This is a genomic window from Luteimonas campi (assembly GCF_051162505.1).
Classification (GTDB): domain Bacteria; phylum Pseudomonadota; class Gammaproteobacteria; order Xanthomonadales; family Xanthomonadaceae; genus Luteimonas.
This window is the reverse complement of the sequence record NZ_JBNWEM010000004.1, coordinates 208,646-227,756: the sequence shown is the minus strand read 5'-3', so window position 1 is coordinate 227,756 and position 19,111 is coordinate 208,646. Positions and strand designations below refer to the sequence as shown.

Annotated in this window: 18 protein-coding genes; 5 read left to right on the top strand and 13 right to left on the bottom strand. The window is 65.8% G+C overall.

Features of this window, described 5'->3' with window-relative positions; all coding sequences use genetic code 11:
- Positions 1-7: 7 nt before the first annotated feature.
- The gene (locus ACQYVW_RS13640) at positions 8-436 is read left to right on the top strand and encodes an HIT domain-containing protein (RefSeq protein ID WP_434947368.1); all 429 of its coding nucleotides are present in this window, start codon (positions 8-10) and stop codon (positions 434-436) included.
- 102 nt (positions 437-538) lie between these two features.
- Here the strand turns inward: ACQYVW_RS13640 and ACQYVW_RS13635 are convergent, their stop codons facing one another.
- The 3 genes from ACQYVW_RS13635 to apbC form a co-directional block, all read right to left on the bottom strand.
- Positions 539-1,039, bottom strand: coding sequence for an RDD family protein (locus tag ACQYVW_RS13635; protein WP_434947367.1), 501 nt, complete (start codon positions 1,037-1,039; stop codon positions 539-541).
- Between the two features lie 65 nt (positions 1,040-1,104).
- Positions 1,105-1,677, bottom strand: coding sequence for a dCTP deaminase (gene dcd / locus ACQYVW_RS13630; protein WP_434947366.1), 573 nt, complete (start codon positions 1,675-1,677; stop codon positions 1,105-1,107).
- 197 nt (positions 1,678-1,874) lie between these two features.
- The gene (gene apbC / locus ACQYVW_RS13625) at positions 1,875-2,723 is read right to left on the bottom strand and encodes an iron-sulfur cluster carrier protein ApbC (RefSeq protein ID WP_434947421.1); all 849 of its coding nucleotides are present in this window, start codon (positions 2,721-2,723) and stop codon (positions 1,875-1,877) included.
- A gap of 262 nt (positions 2,724-2,985) precedes the next feature.
- Here apbC and ACQYVW_RS13620 point away from each other — a divergent pair, with 262 nt between their 5' ends.
- On the top strand, positions 2,986-3,423 hold the full coding sequence (locus ACQYVW_RS13620; protein WP_434933959.1) for a DUF2147 domain-containing protein: 438 nt from the start codon (positions 2,986-2,988) through the stop codon (positions 3,421-3,423).
- Positions 3,424-3,997: 574 nt separating this feature from the next.
- Here ACQYVW_RS13620 and ACQYVW_RS13615 read toward each other — a convergent pair.
- From ACQYVW_RS13615 to ACQYVW_RS13585, 7 genes are all read right to left on the bottom strand, one after another.
- Positions 3,998-6,115: a peptidase domain-containing ABC transporter gene (locus ACQYVW_RS13615; RefSeq protein ID WP_434933936.1), complete on the bottom strand. Its 2,118-nt coding sequence runs from the start codon at positions 6,113-6,115 to the stop codon at positions 3,998-4,000.
- Between the two features lie 105 nt (positions 6,116-6,220).
- The gene (locus ACQYVW_RS13610; RefSeq protein WP_434933937.1) at positions 6,221-7,219 is read right to left on the bottom strand and encodes a prolyl hydroxylase family protein; all 999 of its coding nucleotides are present in this window, start codon (positions 7,217-7,219) and stop codon (positions 6,221-6,223) included.
- A gap of 93 nt (positions 7,220-7,312) precedes the next feature.
- Positions 7,313-7,483 carry a hypothetical protein gene (locus ACQYVW_RS13605; RefSeq protein WP_434947365.1) on the bottom strand — a complete coding sequence of 57 codons (171 nt, stop codon included), beginning with the start codon at positions 7,481-7,483 and terminating at the stop codon, positions 7,313-7,315.
- 88 nt (positions 7,484-7,571) lie between these two features.
- Positions 7,572-8,618: an MvdC/MvdD family ATP grasp protein gene (locus ACQYVW_RS13600; protein WP_434933939.1), complete on the bottom strand. Its 1,047-nt coding sequence runs from the start codon at positions 8,616-8,618 to the stop codon at positions 7,572-7,574.
- On the bottom strand, positions 8,615-9,769 hold the full coding sequence (locus ACQYVW_RS13595) for a DUF6817 domain-containing protein (protein ID WP_434933940.1): 1,155 nt from the start codon (positions 9,767-9,769) through the stop codon (positions 8,615-8,617). The genes ACQYVW_RS13600 and ACQYVW_RS13595 overlap by 4 nt, the downstream gene beginning before the upstream one ends.
- Positions 9,769-10,386 (bottom strand): 2OG-Fe(II) oxygenase, encoded by a 618-nt coding sequence (locus ACQYVW_RS13590; RefSeq protein WP_434933941.1) that lies wholly within the window; start codon positions 10,384-10,386, stop codon positions 9,769-9,771. The genes ACQYVW_RS13595 and ACQYVW_RS13590 overlap by 1 nt, the downstream gene beginning before the upstream one ends.
- Before the next feature lie 62 nt (positions 10,387-10,448).
- Positions 10,449-11,711, bottom strand: a complete 1,263-nt coding sequence (locus tag ACQYVW_RS13585; protein ID WP_434933942.1) for an HlyD family secretion protein — start codon at positions 11,709-11,711, stop codon at positions 10,449-10,451.
- Between the two features lie 281 nt (positions 11,712-11,992).
- Here ACQYVW_RS13585 and metG point away from each other — a divergent pair, with 281 nt between their 5' ends.
- The 3 genes from metG to rnfB all read left to right on the top strand — a co-directional run bounded on the left by metG (position 11,993) and on the right by rnfB (position 15,196).
- Positions 11,993-14,116, top strand: coding sequence for a methionine--tRNA ligase (gene metG, locus ACQYVW_RS13580; RefSeq protein WP_434933943.1), 2,124 nt, complete (start codon positions 11,993-11,995; stop codon positions 14,114-14,116).
- 62 nt (positions 14,117-14,178) lie between these two features.
- Positions 14,179-14,769 (top strand): HAD family hydrolase, encoded by a 591-nt coding sequence (locus tag ACQYVW_RS13575; RefSeq protein ID WP_434947364.1) that lies wholly within the window; start codon positions 14,179-14,181, stop codon positions 14,767-14,769.
- Position 14,770: 1 nt separating this feature from the next.
- The gene (rnfB, locus tag ACQYVW_RS13570; RefSeq protein ID WP_434933946.1) at positions 14,771-15,196 is read left to right on the top strand and encodes an Rnf electron transport complex subunit RnfB; all 426 of its coding nucleotides are present in this window, start codon (positions 14,771-14,773) and stop codon (positions 15,194-15,196) included.
- A gap of 23 nt (positions 15,197-15,219) precedes the next feature.
- Here rnfB and ACQYVW_RS13565 read toward each other — a convergent pair whose 3' ends face one another.
- The 3 genes from ACQYVW_RS13565 to mutL form a co-directional block, all read right to left on the bottom strand.
- Positions 15,220-16,185 carry a TraB/GumN family protein gene (locus tag ACQYVW_RS13565; protein WP_434933947.1) on the bottom strand — a complete coding sequence of 322 codons (966 nt, stop codon included), beginning with the start codon at positions 16,183-16,185 and terminating at the stop codon, positions 15,220-15,222.
- 133 nt (positions 16,186-16,318) lie between these two features.
- Positions 16,319-17,260, bottom strand: a complete 942-nt coding sequence (locus ACQYVW_RS13560) for a DUF1684 domain-containing protein (RefSeq protein WP_434933948.1) — start codon at positions 17,258-17,260, stop codon at positions 16,319-16,321.
- Positions 17,257-19,095, bottom strand: coding sequence for a DNA mismatch repair endonuclease MutL (gene mutL, locus ACQYVW_RS13555; RefSeq protein WP_434933949.1), 1,839 nt, complete (start codon positions 19,093-19,095; stop codon positions 17,257-17,259). The genes ACQYVW_RS13560 and mutL overlap by 4 nt, the downstream gene beginning before the upstream one ends.
- Positions 19,096-19,111: the final 16 nt, after the last annotated feature.

Below are 19,111 nucleotides of genomic sequence, written 5' to 3'. Positions count from 1 at the left end.
AATCCGCATGACCAGGCACCCCGGTCGCGGGCACTACGAACTGCATCCACAGCTGGCGGCCGACACCCATCCGCTGTCCACGCTGGAGCTGTGCGAACTGCGCCTGCTGGACGACGCCAACTACCCCTGGCTGGTGCTGGTACCGCGCATCGCCGGCGCGCGCGAACTGATCGACCTCGACGCGTGGCAGCGCCACCGGCTCACCGACGAGATCGACCTCGCCTCGCGCGCGCTGCGCACGGTGTTCCAGCCGTTCAAGCTCAACGTCGCCGCGTTGGGCAACCTGGTGCCGCAGCTGCACGTGCACGTGATCGCGCGCTTCGAGGACGACCCGGCCTGGCCGGCGCCGGTCTGGGGCCGCGTCGCGGCCCGCCCCTACTCGCCCGAGGCGCTGGTCCAACGGATCCGCCTGCTGGAGGCGGCGCTGCGCGCCTGATGCGGATCGACCGATGGCCGACGCCCGTCTGCCCCTGCCTGCTGTCGTCGCTCGCGGGAGTTCAGGGGCGGCAGCGCAGGGCGCCGGTGGGCCTGGCCCGCGTCAACTGCCCTTGACCACCTGGGTGCCGGCGATCAGGTCGTGTCCGCAGCGGCGGTCGCCGCGGAAGATCAGCAACACGTCGACCAGCGCCAGCACCATACCGACAACGGGGACATTGCCCACCGCCTGGATCGGCAGGTAACGCAGCCCGATCAGCCGTCCGATCGGCGGCTTGGCGCCGTCCATGTCGACGATACGGATGCCGAGCAGGCGCTTGCCCCAGGTCTGCCCATTGGCTTCGAGCGGATACCACTGCGCCACCACGAACACCACAAACCCGATGACCGCCCACAGCAGGGTGGTCGCCAGCGGCACCTGGCCGCCCGCCGCCATCGCCGTCTGCCAGTAGCCGCCCACCACCATCAGCGGGACGAGGATCACCAGCATCAGGATGGTGTCGATGATCGCCGCCCCGAGGCGCTCGCCGCGTCCTGCGAGATGGGTGTCGCCGAGGTCGGCGACCACGGCTTCCGGGCTTCCGTAAGGGTTCTGGTCATTCATGGCCTGCGTTCTTCCTTGCTGGTGTGGTTGATCTGCCCGGTCGGGCCGGCACCGCCGCCTCGCGCTCAGGTGCGCGGCAGCGTGACCCCGCGCTGGCCCTGGTACTTGCCGCCGCGGTCCTTGTACGAGGTCTCGCAGACGTCGTCGGCGTCGGACTGGAAGAACAGCATCTGCGCCACTCCCTCGTTGGCGTAGATGCGCGCCGGCAGCGGCGTGGTGTTGCTGAACTCGAGCGTCACGTGCCCCTCCCACTCGGGTTCGAGCGGAGTCACGTTGACGATGATCCCGCAGCGCGCGTAGGTGCTCTTGCCCAGGCACACCACCAGGGTGTCGCGCGGGATGCGGAAGTATTCGACCGTACGCGCCAGTGCGAAGGAATTGGGCGGGATGATGCACTCGTCCGCCTCGATGTCCACGAAGCTCTTCGGGTCGAAATGCTTGGGATCGACGATCGTGGAATTGATGTTGGTGAAGATCTTGAATTCGCGCGAGCAGCGCACGTCGTAGCCGTAGCTCGAGGTGCCGTAGCTGACGATGCGACCGCCCTGCGCCTCCTTCACCTGGCCGGCCTCGTAAGGCTCGATCATGCCGTGCTGTTCCGACATCCGCCGGATCCAGCGGTCGCTCTTGATGCTCATGCGCGGTTCCCTGCGGCCGATGCGGCCAATCGCGGCATTGTAGGGGGCTTGCCGGACCGCAGGAACCTTCGCCTGGATCGCTTCGGCCGGCGCAGGGCGTCCGGCGCGCCGGGTCCCACAGCGCACCCGGCGATGGGAACGGGCCCCCGCATGGGCCAAACCCCGCCGGACGCACGGGCGCCCGGCCGGCCGTGCCGCTAGAGCAGCGAAGCGGAGATGCTGCGCGTCGCGCGCGGCCGCTTTTCAAGTTCCTCGACCAGCCGGCGCGCGGTCTCGCGGTAGGCGGCCGCCGCTGCCGAATCCGGCGCAGAGACCACCACCGGTACGCCGGCATCGCCCTGCTCGCGGATCGATATCTCGAGCGGCAGCGAGCCCAGCAGCGGCACGCCGTATTGCGCGGCCATGCGCTCGCCCCCGCCCTGTCCGAACAGATGTTCGACCTGCCCGCAGTTCGAACACACGTGCTGGGCCATGTTCTCCACCAGACCGAGCACAGCCACCTCGACCTTCTCGAACATCCGCAGGGCCTTGCGCGCATCGAGCGTGGCCACGTCCTGCGGCGTGGTCACCACGACGGCCCCGGCCACCGGAATCTTCTGCGCCAGGGTCAGCTGGATATCGCCCGTGCCCGGCGGCAGGTCGACGACGAGATAGTCCAGCCCGTCCTCGCCGCCCCACAGCGTGTCGTTGAGCAACTGGGTCAGCGCCGAGGTCGCCATCGGCCCCCGCCAGATCATCGGCGTGTCCGGATCGACCAGCAGGCCGATCGACATCGCCTCGATCCCATGCGCGCGCATCGGCAGGATCGACTTTCCATCGGGACTTTCGGGCTTGCCGGAAAGGCCGAGCATCATCGGAATGCTGGGCCCGTACACATCCGCGTCGAGCACGCCCACGCGGGCGCCGGTGGCGGCCAGGGCCAAGGCCAGATTCACGGAAGTGGTTGATTTTCCTACGCCGCCCTTGCCAGAACCGACGGCCAGAAGGTTTCTGACCCGCTGCAGTGGCGAAAGCGCGCCTTGCACCGCGCGGGAATGGATGACCATGCTCCGGGACACCTTGTTGAACCGCACCCAGTCTACCGTGCCGTCGCGAGCACACCCCCTGGCAGGGACATTCGGTCCAGCCATCGGCCTCGTGCCGGGCCCGGCGTGGGGCTCATCGACGCGACGAGCGCAGCTGAACACCCCGCACGGTCGGCACATGGTCAACCCGGCAGGCTTGTTGGATACTCCACCGTACCGTTGCGTCGGATCGCGTCGCCATTGGCCGCCGGACGCCGCATGTCAGGACAACCCGGGAGTGACCATGTACCACCTGCGTTCCAGGCTTCTCATTGCAGCAGGCATGCTGGCGCTGTGTCTGCCGGCCCTCGCCGCCGATCCCGCCGTCGGTCGCTGGAAGACCATCGACGACGAAACCGGTCAGGCCAAGTCGATCGTCGAGATCACGCAGAACGCGAACGGCACGTTCAGTGGTCGCATCGTCGAGCTGCTCAACCCCAGCAAGCCCAACCCGGCCTGCGACAAGTGCAAGGACGATCGCAAGGGCAAGCCGATCACCGGGATGGAGATCATCCGCGGCATGAAGCGCGACGGAGACGACTACGCCGGCGGCACGATCCTCAAGCCCGACGAGGGCAAGGTGTACAAGTCGAAGATGGCGTTGGTCGAGGGCGGCAGCAAGCTCCAGGTATCGGGCTGCGTGGCCTTCATCTGCAAGTCGCAGGTGTGGGTCAGGCAGTAGGTTGCGCCGCGAATCATGCTCGGTTGCGGCGGACGAACCCGATCCGCTGGCTTCCTGCAGTAGAGTCCGATCTGGATGATTCGGCGGCACTCGGTTCAACCGGTACTGCTGACGTTCGGCCGTGGCGCACGCGGCAGCGGCGCCACGCTGCCCCACATCGCGTTGAGCGCACTGTGCTGACCGACCCACCGGGCTTCGAGCACAAACTCTCGTAGCGGACACCCTGGTCGACCCGACCGATCGGACTCCCTGGCGCCTTTGGATGGATTCAACAAGGGGAGTTTGGCCGTCGAAGTCTGCCAGCGGCTCCAAGCGCGACGGCGCGATGGCGCTGAAGGAGCGGCTACCACGGCAGAGCAACGAGGCTCGCCGGAGGTCGAAAGCGAAGGTGCGATCACGATCATCCTGGGCGTATCCATAGAGCCCACCAGCCGCATTCGCCACCCGCTCAACATCTCAACCCAGGACCGAACTACCCGGCTCTGCCCTTCCGGCCTTGCGTCGATCCGTCCACGCTTGCGTCCCTAGCCCTCCGGCCCGGTTCCAACCGCGCCGCCGCCCTCCGCCGGCCCCGTCACCATCCTTGCAGAACCTTGTTCGCTGGTTCGGCCGGGCGGGCCGGACGAGCCACCGACGCTGGCACGGCTCGCCCGCCCCTGATTTCCAGCACCCTGTCCGCGCTGGCGATCGTCTGTGGGCGGTGGGCCACGATGATCTTGGTGAGCTTCATTCTGCTCACGGCTTCGTTGACCAGAGATTCTCGCTCGACGTCGAGGTGGCTGGTCGCCTCATCGAGAACCAGAACCTCTGGCCGGCGATACAGGGCGCGTGCCAGCAGCAGTCGCTGCCGCTGACCTCCGGACAGTGCGCTCCCCATGTCCCCGATCATGCTGTGATAGCCCATTGGCATGCTGAGAATGTCTTGGTGCACCTCGGCCACGGCAGCTACGTGTTCGACGCGCTCCTGGTCCGACTCGCTGTCGAAGAAACTTATGTTCTCCGCAATCGTGCCGGCGAAGAGCTGATCATCCTGCATCACCGCCCCGAATTTACGTCGTACGTTCTGGGCTCCGATCTCGCGAATGTCGTGCCCCCCGAGGCAGATGCATCCCTCGTCGGGCTCGAGCAATCCGAGTAGTAATTTCGTCAGCGTGGTCTTACCGCATCCCGACGGGCCGACGATGGCGACCGACTCTCCCGGCTCGACCACGAAACTACAGTCGCGCAATACCCAGCTGTCGCCGATGCCATAGCGGAACGACACATTCCTGAACTCGATTCGACCTGTGGTCGGCAACTCGACCTCACAGGACTCCGTGTGGCGCTCCGGCTCTGTCAGCACGATGTCAGCGAGTCGTTCTCCGTGGAGCCTGAGCATGCGAAACTGGACCCACTTGTCGATAAGTCCCGCCATACGCTGGGAAAACTGCTCCTTGTAGGCAAGATAGGCGATCAGCATGCCGGCCGAGAAGAGACCGGATAACGCAATCAGCGCTCCTATCCAGATCACCAGGACGCGCTCGAGTCCAAACACCGCATTGCTTGCGCCGGCGAACGCCACCTCCATCTTCGCAAGTCTGGCCTCTTGTACTGCGGCGTTCTCGGACAGCCCGAAGTACACCGAGTGACGCTGCGATTCCCGTCCCGCGACCTTGACGCTCTGCATACCACGCAGCGACTCCAACAGGTGACTCTGCTGTTCGGCGGTGGCTCGCAGATGACCTTCTGTACGGTCCCGCATAGGACGATACGCCAGATAACGAATCAGGAAATAGATAGCCGTGGCGAACAGTGTTACGAGCGCGAGCTTCCAGCTGTAGAGCAGCATTACCGAAAGCGTCACCACCGCCATCAGCCCGTCCACAACCGCTTCAACAAAGCTGTTGGTGAGGGTCTGCTGTATCTGCTGCACGGAAGACATGCGCGAAGTAATGTCGCCCAGATGCCTTTTCTCGAAGAAATCCAGCGGCAACTTCAAGACGTGAGAGAACACGTTCATTGTCCACTGCAGGCCGAGCCGGGTAGACAGATACACAACCACGTATCCTCGCAGAACGCCGATCACCACCTGCAACAACATCACCAGCCCAAATCCGGCGGCCAGGACTAGCAGCAGTTCGCGATCCGCCGATACCAGCACCTGATCGACGACCCACTGGATGAACAATGGTGAGATCAGCACGAAGACCTGGAGCGCGACCGAGATCAGCAGCACTTGCGCGACGCCTGCGCCAAGCCCACGCACCTGGCCCGTAAGTTCCCGTATCCGGACTTGCGGTGTGGGGGTGGGGCGTCCAAATCTCGCAACGGGCTCCAGCTGCAGCGCGACTCCCGTGAAGTGTTCCGACACCTGTGAATAGGTCAGCCGCTTCTCGCCCACGGCCGGGTCAAGAACAACGACGCCCCGTTTTCCCGCCCGCTTGAGAACAACGAAGTGCTTCATGTTCCAATGAAGGATGCAGGGCGTGCCGAGCTTCGAAAGGTCCTCCAGCTCGATCTTGACCGCACGCGCCGAGAACCCGATCTTCTGCGCAATCTCCACCAGCTGGCTGAGCTTTGCGCCCCGCAAGGACACCGGAAATCTCCGCCGCAGTTCCAGCATGCTGGTACCCAGGCCGAAATGATCCGCAACGATCGCGAGACATGCCAGGCCGCACTCGGCGGACTCGGATTGAAGAATGACTGGGCGCATGGACAGTTGGTCAGCTCACTGGTTCAGCAGGCGACCGCAATGGCGACCTGGTCTGAGCCAATCTGGCGACATCCTCGAGCCATCGTGCGGGAAGCGTCTGCACCGCTAGTTCTCGCCGTCCGCGCACCAGATATTGCAGGCGTACTTGATACCACGCGATACAGGCGACCCCGCATGGAGTGAGCATCCGTTGACGCTGCCGTCCCCCGACTTGTTGCGAAACACCAGCATCGCCCCAGTCTCGGGCCGGACGCTGAGGTCGAGCAGGGGGAAGAAGGTTTCACCCCCTTCGAAATCGTCGTTGAGATAGACGAGCATGGTCCATTCACGAGGGGACGGACGCTGGCCGCTGACTGCGGGCGCGTCGAAGTGGGGCGAGAACCGGTCGCCCTCCCCGTACTTCACGCATTGCACGTCCTCGAAGTATCTGGCGGAAACACCGACGGTATCGGACGCGCGTCCAATGAATCGGTCACATACTTCGCCACTGCAGGCCGCGGTCTTGCTCGTCCTGCTGTTCGAGTAGGTGCCCGAATGCAATGAGCCATCGGCACTCACCATGCTCCTGCGAAACGCAGGCCTGGCGACGTCGATGAGTTCCGCACACTCGTCGGGACTCGCGAAGCCCCGCACGAGCCGCATTTCAACTGCCGACATGATGCTCAATCCGACATCGGTGGCGGACGCAGGATCGAGTCCGCTCCGGTCTGCGAGCGCCAAACAGAAGCCCGTGAAGTCATGTTCGAATCCGAGCCGAGATTCCAGTACCCAGCCGTCGTGCCCGCTGTAGCTCAAGACCCAGTCCGCGCATGCCTGGGTGACCAGCACGAACTCGTGCCGCTGCCGGCGTTCGACCTGCGCGAACAGGGGAGCACCGGAGTCGGGCAGTGGCAGCCGATCCACCCTCCAGGCCGTGGAATCGAGGCCCAGCCGTTCCACGAGATCGGCAAGGCGCGACAGCGTGAACTTCTCGGAATAGGATCGCGGCACGCCCATCAGCGCGATCTCGGCCGCACCGATCGAGCGATCGAACACCTGCGCAGCTACGTCGACGACCGCGGCGTTGGGGCAATGGCCTTTCAGGATCGATCTGGCGACTTTCATAGGATTCGCATCGGTCTTTTCTGTCCACTGGCGCCTATGTCGCATGCAAAGGGAGTGCGGGCTTGAGGCCCGCACTCCCGTCAGGCGTAGGAACTACAGCGCCCTCTCACTGTCGCCGACGCCATCGCGCGCAGGCGTGCAGACGACCGGAGGCAATGTCGGAATTCCATCGCCGTCACCGCCCGAGACCATGTCCATCTCCTCCTTCGAGAGGACGTGACCGAGTACGCGCGCTTCGACTTCCTTGTTCTCATCCTTCTTCATCATAGTCACTCCTTTTCACATGTGATGGCGGCAGCATTGCCGCCACTTTGCACCTGCGCGGTGCAAACTCGGCCCGCGACACGCGGCTTTACGCTACCGCGGGAACGCGGGCGACCAGGTCGTTGGCAGTATCCAGATATCTAGCGCTCCGACGTCTACCCCGATAGCTGAAGGTGGGTGACGGATCCTCGAGAAATCCACAGAACATATCCAGCACGGGGAGAACGGGACACCATTGCTCCAGGAAAAGGAACTGCCCGCTCTGATTCACTTCCAGGAACATCCAGCGGCCGTCCTGATCGACGATGAAATCGAACGCTCCGCTGATAATTCCCAGCCTGCTCATCAGATTGCGACACGTTTCCTCGATAGCACGCGGGAGCCTGACGGGCTCGCAGGCATCCAACCGGTCGAACGCCAATCTCCAGTCAACGCAGCTTGCGTCATCCAGTTCCACTTTCATCGCCATGTTACTTGCGCCACAGAACTGCACTCTCACCTCGTAGGCTCGATCGATACATCTCTGGTAGATTCCCGGCACGGTGCTGATTGACGCAACCCGGAGGACGTCCTCCTCGGTCACACGGGACGTATACGTGGCGCGACGTTTGCCGTCCTCGCTCCATACATGTCCGGTAAGCGGCTTGTAGATCACCGCGGGCCACCGACGGATGAACTTACGGATGTTCTCGACATCGGTACTGACGAGAGTTTCCGGCACATCCAGACCACATTCGGTCGCGAGTCGGAGTTGCAGGATCTTGTTCTCGGCCCCGGCGATCGATTCCACGGGGTTCACCCAACAGGCATGCTCCAACAACCGGTAGATGCCATTGAACGCAGCTCTTATCTCGCTCTGGGCGAACGCTCGGTCTTCGGGAGAGACATGGCTGAGCGGCGAGTTCTGATGGGGCCGCCTGTTCCAGACGCAGTCGTAGGACCGGAGATCCACCTCCTCCCCGCTCAACCGTATTCCCAGACTCCAGCTCTTGCTGGACACCTCCAGACTCAACGTGTCCGAAAGGAAAAAGTCGTCGGTTGCGAGGATATCGACCCGGTGTCCACGCTCCTGCAGGGCATGCTGGACGACGCGCGCATGAAAATCATCGCGTCCCGCAAGGACTAGCAGCCTCACAAACGCTCCTTGACTACGGGGCCCAGCGACTGCCGCCGATCGAATCGTTCCGCCGCATACGCCCCGTCCGCGTCCACGTAGTGCAGGAACAACTGCAACCAATTGCCATCCGGCAAGGGGTTCCGCCAGTGGGGCAGCTTCGTCCCCCGATAGAGAAGCACGTCCCCCACTGCAAGGTCGACGCTTCTGGTCTCGCCATTGCGTTCAAGCTGGATGGGCCACGCGTGTTGACTGGATTCCTTCCCGATCGAGATGGTCAGTCCATACTCGCACGATCCTCTGTCCAGGTGCTTCTTCAGTACAGACTCCGGCGTATAAAAACGGAGAAATGAATAGGTCGGAAGCAGGCGACGACCCGTGATCCTTTCCACACCGGGGCGAAGGTCTTCCAGCAGAATCTCCCCAATCGCATCCGCATATCTTCCGAGCGAACTTGTTCTGGGTTCAAACTCGAAGTACCTGCGCGACGGCGCGTAACTCTTCGCGTAGCGGTAATAAAGAGCCAAGATTGTCGCCGGGATGGCGTTCGGCAACCGCACATAGTCATTGACCGCGAACTGACCGCTGGCCGAAAGAAGGGTCGCAGGATCCAACTGCGAAAGATCGACCACCGCCGGAAGCGGCGGTTCTCGGTTGGCGAGGAACTCCTGCACGTGTCGAACCAACTCCTCTCGAAGGACGAGTCCACCGCCGTCGGTCAGGCCCACTACCTCTCGAAGGAATTCGGCTCCGGTTCCTTGCTCGATCAGGTTGGCGCATTCGATCTGCACGAGGTTGGTGAGCGCCTCCAGGGAAGCCCGGGCCGGCTCGCCGGTCAACCGGTTGCGCAGTTCCCGGCCGCGCACCGCTGCCAGGAATGCTCCTGGGCGGTCGCTCGTTGCGAACAGATATGCCAGCGACTCCGCTTCGGTCCCTGCCACTGCGGCCACCGCCCTGCGCTCGCTTGGATCGACGGTGACGGCGCGAAACGCGTTGGTGCCGTAAACGCTGTGCAGCAAGCCAGCTGCGCACACCTGTTCCGAACAGCCCCAGGACCTCAGAAGTTCCGACGTCCCCACCAGATGCTCGAGCAGCGTCCGGCCCGAGTGCGGAACCTGGTCAGCGCCGCGCGCAGCCAGGAACTTTCGGACCCGATCCTGACTATCGTCCATCAGACAGCTCTCGCAGCCTGCATTTTGAATACCACCGACACCCTGAGTTCAGGGCACTCTCTGCTGGGAGAGCGTGCCACGTGGGGTGTGGAACCCCTGAACAGGATGACCCGTCCGGGCCGGGGGTAGACGGCGCTGGTCACATCGCCCGTCTCACGATCGACGAACGCAGTTTCGCCTGCCCAATCCGGATGCCAGGCGTTGTGTGCGTAGTAGATGGCGGTGAAGTAGTTCTCGTTGTCGGCGCTGTCCTGATGGACATATCCTTCGATTCCATAGGTGTGCGCATTGGCGTAGACCCGGATCGGCTCATACCCGCCAAGCACAGTCGAAGACAGACGTTCCCAGAGCGCAAGAATGGGCGCTGCAATGCTATTGCGGGCCAGTTCGTCCAGACAGTTCTCGCGACTATCCTTGCCGCCCCCGGCAAATTGCGCATGCCAGAAGCTGAAGCGATCCCTCCCTTGGACAGATTTCCATCCGTAGGCCCAAATGGGTCCGCGGACCAGTGTCAGAATGCTCCGGTGCTGCTCAGGCTCGATCAGGTCATCGAATACCAGCACCTCGCCCTCGACGGGCGTTGCGGACGGCTCCGAGACGGCGCTTGTTATCGACATTCCTATCTCCCTTGGTCCATTTCCATGCGGCAGAACGGCAAACGCGTGTTCGCGTTCGGGGATCAACTCCCCTGCATCTTGCTTCTGAGCGAAAACAGAGGTTCGAACATCCACTCCACCAGTCGACGGTGCTCACCGAGAATGTCTGCCTCGACGAGCATCCCCGGCTTCAGTGGCTCCTGCTTTCCGTAGGCGATCACGTGCTGACGCTGCAGCGCGACGCTGATCCGGTAGAACTGGTCGGAGCCGGGAAGACCGCCCTTGTCGCTTGGCGCATTCACCGCGCTACGGCTGATTCTCACCGCGCGCCCCTCGTGATGCCCGAATTTCTGGTATGGGTAGGCCTGGTATCGCAGCAGCACCTTGGCCCCGGGCGCGATGAAACCGATCGACCGACTCGGGATCATCAACTCGGCTTCGAGCTCACCGGCTCCGGGCAGCAGCGTGAAGATCGACTGCCCAGTCTCGACAGCCTGACCCTCCTTGGCCGATTGGATGGCAACGACACCCGAAACCGGCGCGACGAGCTTAAGTGCGCCCCGCGCTTCAGTCTCGACCTGCTCCTGTTCGAGTCGGGCGAGTTCTTCCTGAAAGCTGGCCTCCGTCGCGATACGTCGCCCTGGTATCTCCTCGAGCGACTGCTGCAGCTGGGCGATCGCCCGGCGGGACGAGATGGCCTGACGTTCCAGGTTCTGCAAATCGCTGCGCTTCGCCAGCACGAGCGCTTTCTGGCGCTGGACTTCGATTTCGCTCACATGGCGGCTGTCCAGCAACCGCGCCATGCGTTCGAGAATCTCCTCGGCGATCACGACCTGCTCGAAACTCGTGTCGATCTCACTCTCGATCTGCGCGAGTTCGCTTTGCGAGACGACCAGCTGCGCCCGCAGTCCTTCGATCTCGGCGCGCAACTGGTGTTCACGACCCGTGCGACCGGACGCCAGTTCTTGTCGACGGCGCTGCAACTGCCGCTCCAGTGCGAGCTGTGCGTCTCCTTTGCCCAGCGTCGCCCTGGGAACCACGAGGGTCGCAAGCGTCTGCCCTGCCTCGACCGTCCCGCCCTCGGGCACTTCCACCAAACCAAGCACGCCCGTCGCAGGCGCAACCACGTCCGAGAGTCCGTTGACGGGCACCAGTTGACCGACTACACGAGCTCTGCTGGTGTAGCTTCCCGCACAGAGGAAGACAACGGTCACGGTCGCGGCGGCGACAGCCACTACCAGGATCGCCCAGTGGCCGGGAGGTTGATTGACGGAGATATCGCCGAGCCAGCCCGTCCGCTTGGCCTGAAGTGCCTGGGCCCTGAAAAGCCCCCGCGACATATCCATATGCCCCCTAACGTCCCGCTCCTTGCAAGCACGCTAGCTTCTGGGTCCGGGGGTGTCAACCAGGTCGACCTGGCCTGGCTGCAACAAAGACTGCAGCGATATGCACGCGTACAACCGCTCCGTCACCCGGTGGATGCGGCGCCGAGCCGTTCCGCAACCAGGCCGGTGTGTCGCCGGTGGCACGGCAAGCTCCCAGCGCCATCGCAGACGTGGATTGCCTTGATCGCGCCAACCCCGATCCGTCGTGAGATACTTGCCTACAGCCTGAGCGCCCACCCCGCATGCCACGCCCCGCCATCGTCACCAGCGCCCTGCCCTACGGCAACGGCCATCTGCACATCGGCCACCTGGTCGGCTACATCCAGGCCGACATCTGGGTGCGCGCACGACGCCTCGCTGGCGGCGAGGTGCACTTCGTCTGCGCCAACGACACCCATGGCACGCCGATCATGCTGGCCGCGGAGAAGGCCGGCGTGGCGCCCGAGGAGTTCATCCGCGGCACCCAGGCCAGCCAGGAACGCGATTTCGCCGACTTCCGCGTCGACTTCGACTGGTACCACTCCACCCATTCGGCCGAGAACCGCGAGCTGACCGAGCGTTTCTATACGGCGCTCGATGCCGGCGGACACATCGATCGCCGCTCGATCGAGCAGCTCTACGACCCCGTCAAGCAGATGTTCCTGCCCGACCGCTACGTCAAGGGCAGCTGCCCGGTCTGCGGCACCGAGGACCAGTACGGCGACAACTGCGAGAACTGCGGCGCGACCTATTCCCCGACCGAACTGAAGAACCCGCGCTCGGTGGTCTCCGGCGCGACGCCTGAACTGCGCGCGTCCGAGCACTTTTTCTTCAAGGCCGGGGATTTCACCGGCGTGCTGCGCAACTGGCTGGAAGGCGAAGTCGCGATCCTTGGGGTGAAGGCCAAGCTGCGCGAGTGGATCGATGCCGACGGTGGGCTGCGCGACTGGGACATCTCCCGCGACGCGCCCTACTTCGGCTTCGAGATCCCGGGCCACCCGGGCAAGTATTTCTACGTCTGGCTGGACGCGCCGATCGGCTACTTCTCCAGCCTGCTGGCGCTGGCCCGCAGCGGCCGCAAGCCCGGATTCGACGAGACCGCATTCGCCGCGCTGCTGGCGCCTGGCGTCCACGCGGAACTGCGCCATTTCATCGGCAAGGACATCGTCAACTTCCACGGCCTGTTCTGGCCCGCGGTGCTGTCCGGCAACGGCCTGCGCCTGCCCGAGCGCCTGCACGTCAACGGCTACCTGACCGTGGACGGCGCGAAGATGTCGAAGTCGCGCGGCACCTTCGTGATGGCGCGCACCTATCTCGACAGCGGCCTGGATCCCGAAGCGCTGCGCTATTACTTCGCCACCAAGTCCTCCGGCGGCGTGGACGATGTCGACCTCAACCTGTCGGACTTCGTCGCGCGCGTGAACAGCGACCTGGTCGGCAAGTTCGTCAACATCGCCAGCCGCTGCGCGAAGCTGCTCGAAACGCAGTTCGACAACGCCCTGCCGCAGGACGCGCCCACGGGCGCGAGCGAGGGCTGGGAGGCGCAGGCGCGGGCCGTGCGCGAAGGCGTACGCAACGCCAGTCTGCTCGCCCCGCAGGACTACGAGGCCGGCAACTTCGCCGCCGTGGCGCGCAACGCGATGGCCGCCGCCGACAGCGTCAATGAATACATCGCGCAGACCGCGCCCTGGGCGCTGGCCAAGGACCCCGCACGTCGCGCCGACCTGCACATGGTGCTGGCCACCGCGCTGCAGGCCTTCGCCGACATCGCCGGCATGCTCAAGCCGGTGCTGCCGGGCATCGTGGCGCGCGTCGAGCAGTACCTCGGCGTCGACGGCCTGCGCCCCGGCGCCTTCGTCGACCTCGTCGGGCGCACCCTGCAACCCTACGTGCCCCTCTTCACCCGCATCGACCCGAAACATATCCAGGCCATGACCGACGCCAGCAAGGATACCCTCGCCGCTCCCGTGGAGACCGCGACCGCCAGCACCGCCGCGAAGCAGGAGGCGGCCGCGAAGCCGGACCAACCCGCGCCGGCAGCGGGCGACGCGCCGGCGCATGTCGGCATCGACGATTTCGCGAAGCTCGACCTGCGCATCGGCAAGGTGCTCGAGTGCGGCTTCGTCGAAGGTTCGGACAAGCTGCTGCGCTTCCTGCTCGACGCGGGCGAACTCGGCCAGCGCCAGATCTTTTCAGGCATCCGCGCCAGCTACGGCGAGCCGGACAGGCTGGTGGGCCGCAGCGTGGTATTCATCGCCAACCTCGCCCCGCGCAAGATGCGGTTCGGGATCAGCGAGGGCATGATCCTGTCGGCCGGCTTCGACGGAGGCGCGCTGGCGCTGCTGGATGCCGACGACGGCGCCCAGCCCGGCATGCCGGTGCGCTGACCCTGCGCGACGGCGCCTCTCGCGCCGGCAGCTGCGGCGCGACCATCGGACCAGATAGCGTCATGCAGCTCGCGCTGTTCGACTTCGACCATACCCTCACCCGTTGCGACACCTACGGGCGCTTCCTGCGCAAGGTTGCCCCGCCGGCCCGTCGGGCATCGGCGCGCTGGACCGTGGGGCCTTGGCTGCTGGCCTATCGCGCGGGGCTGATCAGTGCAACGTCCATCCGCGCCCGCGTCACCCGCGTGGCGCTGCAGGGCCACGATGCCGGCGAGCTCGCGGCGCTGGCACGCGAATATGCGGGGACGGATCTGCCGGACCTGCTGCGGCCGGAGATGATGGCGCGCATCGACTGGCACCGCTCGGAAGGCCATCGCATCGTGGTCGTGTCCGGTTCGCTCGACCTCTACCTCGGCCCCTGGTGCGAGCGTCACGGACTCGAAGTCATCTGCAACCGGCTCGAGATACGCGATGGCTGCGTGACCGGCCGCTATCTCGACGGCGACATCGGTGCGTACAAGGTGCGGGAAATCACGCGCCGGATCGCACTCGCCTCCCACCCGTGCATCCATGCCTACGGGGACAGCCGGGAGGATCGTGGCATGCTCGCACTCGCCCACGAACGCTGGTACGCCGGCAAGCGCATCGCCTGACATGTCCGCACGTCCCGATCTGGTCGAACGCCTCGACCGGCTGCTGCCGCAGACCCAGTGCGGGCAATGCGGCTTCTCCGGCTGCCGTCCATACGCCGAGGCGATGGCGCGCGGCGAGGCGGGCATCGACCACTGTCCGCCCGGTGGCGACGCCGGTGCGCGCGCGCTGGCGACATTGCTCGGGGTGCCGGTACTGCCCTACGACCGCAGCCGCGGCCTGCAGCCCTCGCCGCAGGTCGCGGTCATCGTCGAGGCCGACTGCATCGGCTGCACCAAATGCATCCAGGCCTGCCCGGTGGATGCCATCGTCGGCGGCAGCAAGCTGATGCACACGGTGCTCGCACCGCTGTGCACCGGCTGCGAGCTCTGCGTACCGGCATGCCCGGTGGACTGCATCGACATGCAACCCACGATCGCTCGTCCCTGATCCGACCGCGGGCCGGCCTCAGTTCACTTGCCTGCGCAGGCCGAGCAGATCCGCTCGACCTCGTAACCCTTCGCGCGCAGCTTCTCCACCACGCCATCCTCGCCCAGCAGGTGCAGCGCGCCGACCACCGCCAGCACGTCCCCGCCGCCGGGCGCGCGCAGCTTGGCCTCCAGCTTGGGCACCCAGGCCGCGTTGCGCTCGACGTTGATGCGGCGGTACAGGTCCGGGAATTCACGGCGCATGTCGGCGGCCATGCCGGCCCAGAGCGCCTCGGCATCGCCCTTGCGCCAGGCCGCGTGCAGCTTGTCGATCTCGGTCCGCCCTTCGGCCGCACCTTCCAGCGCCTGCTGCAGGAACTGCAGCTGCTCGGCCCGGTCCATGCCGTCGAGGAAGGCGATCTGCTCGGTCCCGGTCTCCAGCCCCTCCGTCGCCTTGCCCGCCTGGCCCGCCTTGCGCGCCAGGTGCGCATCCAGGCCCAGCGCGCTGTCGAGGCCGGCCTTGTTCATCTCGGCCAGGGCCACCATCAAACCGACGAACCAGGGTTCGAACATCTGCAGGGCCTGCGGCGGCAACTGCATCTTCTGCAACTGCGCGGCATTCGCGTCCAGCCAGGCGGCCAGCGCCTGGCGCGTCTGCGCGGGCAGCTCGCTGTCCAGGGTGGTGCCGTCGGTACGCAGCGCCGCCTGGCCCATCTGCACGCCCAGCATCGGCGACCCCAGTTCCTCGGGCGGGATCTCGAACACCACCTTCTCCGCATCGGCCAGCGCGACATCGACGTCGCGCGACAGCGGATAGTCTTCCGGCCGCAACAGGTGGAAGGACCCGAGCAGGTACAGCGAACTGTCCGCATCCGATACCTTCCACAGCAAAGGGATGGGGGCGCCATCGCCCGCGGTATCGGCATGCAGGGTGCCAGCGAAGGCCAGCAGCGCAGCCACGGCCAGCGTGTGTCGGATCAGGCGGCGGGGAGCAGTCCAGCGAAGTCGCATCAGGTGTCCTTTCGAGAGGGGCCGCGTCGTCGGTGACGAGGTCATCGTTTCTGCATGTGAGCGGCACGGAACATCGAGGTACGGTCGCATCGGGCCACAGGCCGCACTGCCTCCAGGTACCGCCCGAGACATCTCAGGGCCTGACGTATCTCTTCTCGCCGGCGGTGATGGCGAGGTCGAGCCGGTTCTCCGGCGGCGGCAACGGGCAGGTCGCGTAGTCGGTGAATACGCAGGGCGGATTGTAGGCCCGGTTGAAATCCAGCATCACGCTGCCCTCGGCACCGGGCGCGGAGGTGTAGAGATAGCGGCCGGCGCCATAGCTCTCATGCCCGCTGGTGCGGTCGGCGAACACGAGGAACAAGCCGCCATCCTCGCCCTCCAGCGCTTCCAGGCGGTAGGTTCCGCCGCCGTGTTCGAACTCCACCAGGCCCGGATTGGGCTGCAGTGCCTGCTGGCTGGTGATGTCCATGATCTGGATCGTCTTGCCCTGCGGATGGGCGATGAAGCGCGCGCGCAGGCGCCAGCCCGGGTCGGCCGGCCAGTAGTCCAGCGGTCCAAGCCCCGTGCGCGTGTCGGCGTCGGCATGCCTGACGCGCAGCGCCTTGCGTCCGCCACGCTCGACCAGCGACAGCTGCCCCTTGTCCTGGTCGAAACCGATGCGGGTCGGTGTCCCGGACAGGTCCGACTGCAGTTCGATCCGGCCCTTCAGCGGTTCGCCTGCGATGGTCAGCTCCGCACCTGCCTCCGGCGTCAGCCACACCTTGCCGCCCTGCTGTTGCAGCAGCCCCAGCTTGTCGGGACCCTTCGCCAGCCGGATGCCATTGGTGGCGCCACTGCCGACATAGTGGGCGGGCAGCTCGATCCAGTGCAGGCCGATCAGGCTGGCCCAGCCGTCGGGTTCGAGCAGATGCGCGCGACGCTCCGCGCGCCAGGCCTCGTTTTCCGCGACGAAGCTGGGATCGGCGGCCGCCTCGGTCACCCCCTGTTGCGCGCCCTCGCCAGTTCCTCCGCCGCTGCAGGCGGCCAGCAATGCCAGCGCCAGGCCTGCCGTCCCCACCAGGATCCGCCCCATCATCGCCCCCTCAGAAACCATCGATCGATCTCGGCCAGCCGGAAATGCGCCCAGGTCGGACGCCCATGGTTGCACTGCCCGGAGCGCTCGGTCGCTTCCATCTGTCGCAGCAGCGCGTTCATCTCGGGAATGCTGAGGCGCCGGTTGGCGCGCACCGCACCATGGCAGGCCATGGTGGACAGCAGTTCGTCGCGCGCGCCGCGCACGCGCAGGCTCTCGCCACGCTCGCGCAGGTCGGCCAGCACGTCGCGCAGCAGCGCCTGGGTGTCGCCGTCCGCCAGCAGCGCCGGCACGCTGCGCAACAGCAGGGTCTGCGGGCCGGCACGCGAGACCTCGAAGCCCAGTTCGGCCAGCGTCGCCGCTTCCTGCTCGGCCACGTCGGCCTCGCGCTCGGACACCGCGATCGACTGCGGCACCAGCAGCGGCTGGGTCCGCAGACCCTCGTTGTCGTGGGCGGTCTTGAGGCGCTCGTAGCCGATGCGTTCGTGGGCGGCATGCATGTCGACCACGATCATTCCATCGGCAGCCTCACTGAGGATGTAGATGCCGTGCAGCTGGGCGACCGCGTAGCCGAGCGGCGGCACGCCAGCCGCTTCGTCGGCACGCGGCAGCGCGATGGCGTCCTGCGCGGAACCGGAAGCGGCGGCATACAGCGCCGCATAGGCCGCGCGCGCCTCGTCGACCTGCAGGGTCATCGGCACCTGCGGGCCCGACGAAGCGGGCCACGCCGCGCGCGGCTGCGCGGCGGCTCCTGCGGACCACGCCTGCCCTTCTCCCGCCGGTGCCGCGGGAGGGACCCCCTGCCCCGGAGCGACCGGCGCCGAAAGCCCGGCACGGGCGCCGGCCAGCGCATCGTGCAGCGTGCGATAGACGAAGTCGTGCACCAGGCGCGCATCGCGGAACCGCACCTCGTGCTTGGCGGGATGCACGTTGACGTCGACGCGTGTCGGATCGAGTTCGAGGAACAGCACATAGGCCGGCTGGCGGCCGTGGTACATCACGTCCGCGAAAGCCTGCCTGACCGCGTGCGCCACGCTGCGATCGCGCACCGATCGGCCGTTGACGTAGAGGTATTGCTGGTCGGCGCTGGCGCGCGAGTACGCCGGCTGCGCGATCCAGCCATGCAGGCGCAGCCCGGCACCTTCATGCTCGATGCGCAGCGCATGTCTGGAGAACTCTTCGCCCAGCGTTTCGACAAGCCGCTCCCCCGTGAACAGCGCCCCGCCCGACCGGTCGAACGCCCGGTAGCGCCGCGACGCCTTGCCGTTGTGGGAAACGCGCAGTTCGACATCGGGCCGCGCCAGCGCCAGCGAACGCAGCCACTCCTCGATGTGCCCAAGCTCGGTGCGCTCGGCGCGCAGGAACTTGCGCCGGGCCGGGACGTTGTAGAACAGGTCGCGCACTTCGACCGTGGTTCCGGCCGGATGCTGGCGGGGCGCGACCTCGCCCACGCGGCCACCTTCGACCAGCAGTTCCGAACCATGCGCATCGGCGGCGCGGCGCGTGGCCAGGCGCAGCCGGCTCACCGATGCGATCGAGGGCAAGGCTTCGCCGCGGAATCCGAGCGTGGCGACGGACTCGAGGTCGTCCAGGCTGGCGATCTTGCTGGTCGCGTGGCGCGACACGGCCAGCGGCAGCTCCTCGGCCGGCATGCCGCCGCCGTCGTCGCGCACGCGGATCAGGCGCACCCCGCCTTCCTCGAGTTCCAGATCGATGCGGGTCGCGCCCGCATCGAGCGCGTTCTCGACCAGTTCCTTCACCACCGAGGCGGGTCGTTCGACGACCTCACCCGCGGCGATCTGGTTGATCAGGGTATCGGGCAGGGGCTGGATGGGCACCTGCGCATGATAGCGG

What these genes read in the sequence shown, in the direction of transcription:
- ACQYVW_RS13640 (WP_434947368.1), top strand. Translation starts at nt 8, where the DNA reads ATGACCAGGCACCCCGGTCGCGGGCACTACGAACTGCATCCACAGCTG.
- ACQYVW_RS13635 (WP_434947367.1), bottom strand. Translation starts at nt 1,039, where the DNA reads ATGAATGACCAGAACCCTTACGGAAGCCCGGAAGCCGTGGTCGCCGAC.
- dcd (WP_434947366.1), bottom strand. Translation starts at nt 1,677, where the DNA reads ATGAGCATCAAGAGCGACCGCTGGATCCGGCGGATGTCGGAACAGCAC.
- apbC (WP_434947421.1), bottom strand. Translation starts at nt 2,723, where the DNA reads ATGGTCATCCATTCCCGCGCGGTGCAAGGCGCGCTTTCGCCACTGCAG.
- ACQYVW_RS13620 (WP_434933959.1), top strand. Translation starts at nt 2,986, where the DNA reads ATGTACCACCTGCGTTCCAGGCTTCTCATTGCAGCAGGCATGCTGGCG.
- ACQYVW_RS13615 (WP_434933936.1), bottom strand. Translation starts at nt 6,115, where the DNA reads ATGCGCCCAGTCATTCTTCAATCCGAGTCCGCCGAGTGCGGCCTGGCA.
- ACQYVW_RS13610 (WP_434933937.1), bottom strand. Translation starts at nt 7,219, where the DNA reads ATGAAAGTCGCCAGATCGATCCTGAAAGGCCATTGCCCCAACGCCGCG.
- ACQYVW_RS13605 (WP_434947365.1), bottom strand. Translation starts at nt 7,483, where the DNA reads ATGAAGAAGGATGAGAACAAGGAAGTCGAAGCGCGCGTACTCGGTCAC.
- ACQYVW_RS13595 (WP_434933940.1), bottom strand. Translation starts at nt 9,769, where the DNA reads ATGGACGATAGTCAGGATCGGGTCCGAAAGTTCCTGGCTGCGCGCGGC.
- ACQYVW_RS13590 (WP_434933941.1), bottom strand. Translation starts at nt 10,386, where the DNA reads ATGTCGATAACAAGCGCCGTCTCGGAGCCGTCCGCAACGCCCGTCGAG.
- ACQYVW_RS13585 (WP_434933942.1), bottom strand. Translation starts at nt 11,711, where the DNA reads ATGGATATGTCGCGGGGGCTTTTCAGGGCCCAGGCACTTCAGGCCAAG.
- metG (WP_434933943.1), top strand. Translation starts at nt 11,993, where the DNA reads ATGCCACGCCCCGCCATCGTCACCAGCGCCCTGCCCTACGGCAACGGC.
- ACQYVW_RS13575 (WP_434947364.1), top strand. Translation starts at nt 14,179, where the DNA reads ATGCAGCTCGCGCTGTTCGACTTCGACCATACCCTCACCCGTTGCGAC.
- rnfB (WP_434933946.1), top strand. Translation starts at nt 14,771, where the DNA reads ATGTCCGCACGTCCCGATCTGGTCGAACGCCTCGACCGGCTGCTGCCG.
- ACQYVW_RS13565 (WP_434933947.1), bottom strand. Translation starts at nt 16,185, where the DNA reads ATGCGACTTCGCTGGACTGCTCCCCGCCGCCTGATCCGACACACGCTG.
- ACQYVW_RS13560 (WP_434933948.1), bottom strand. Translation starts at nt 17,260, where the DNA reads ATGATGGGGCGGATCCTGGTGGGGACGGCAGGCCTGGCGCTGGCATTG.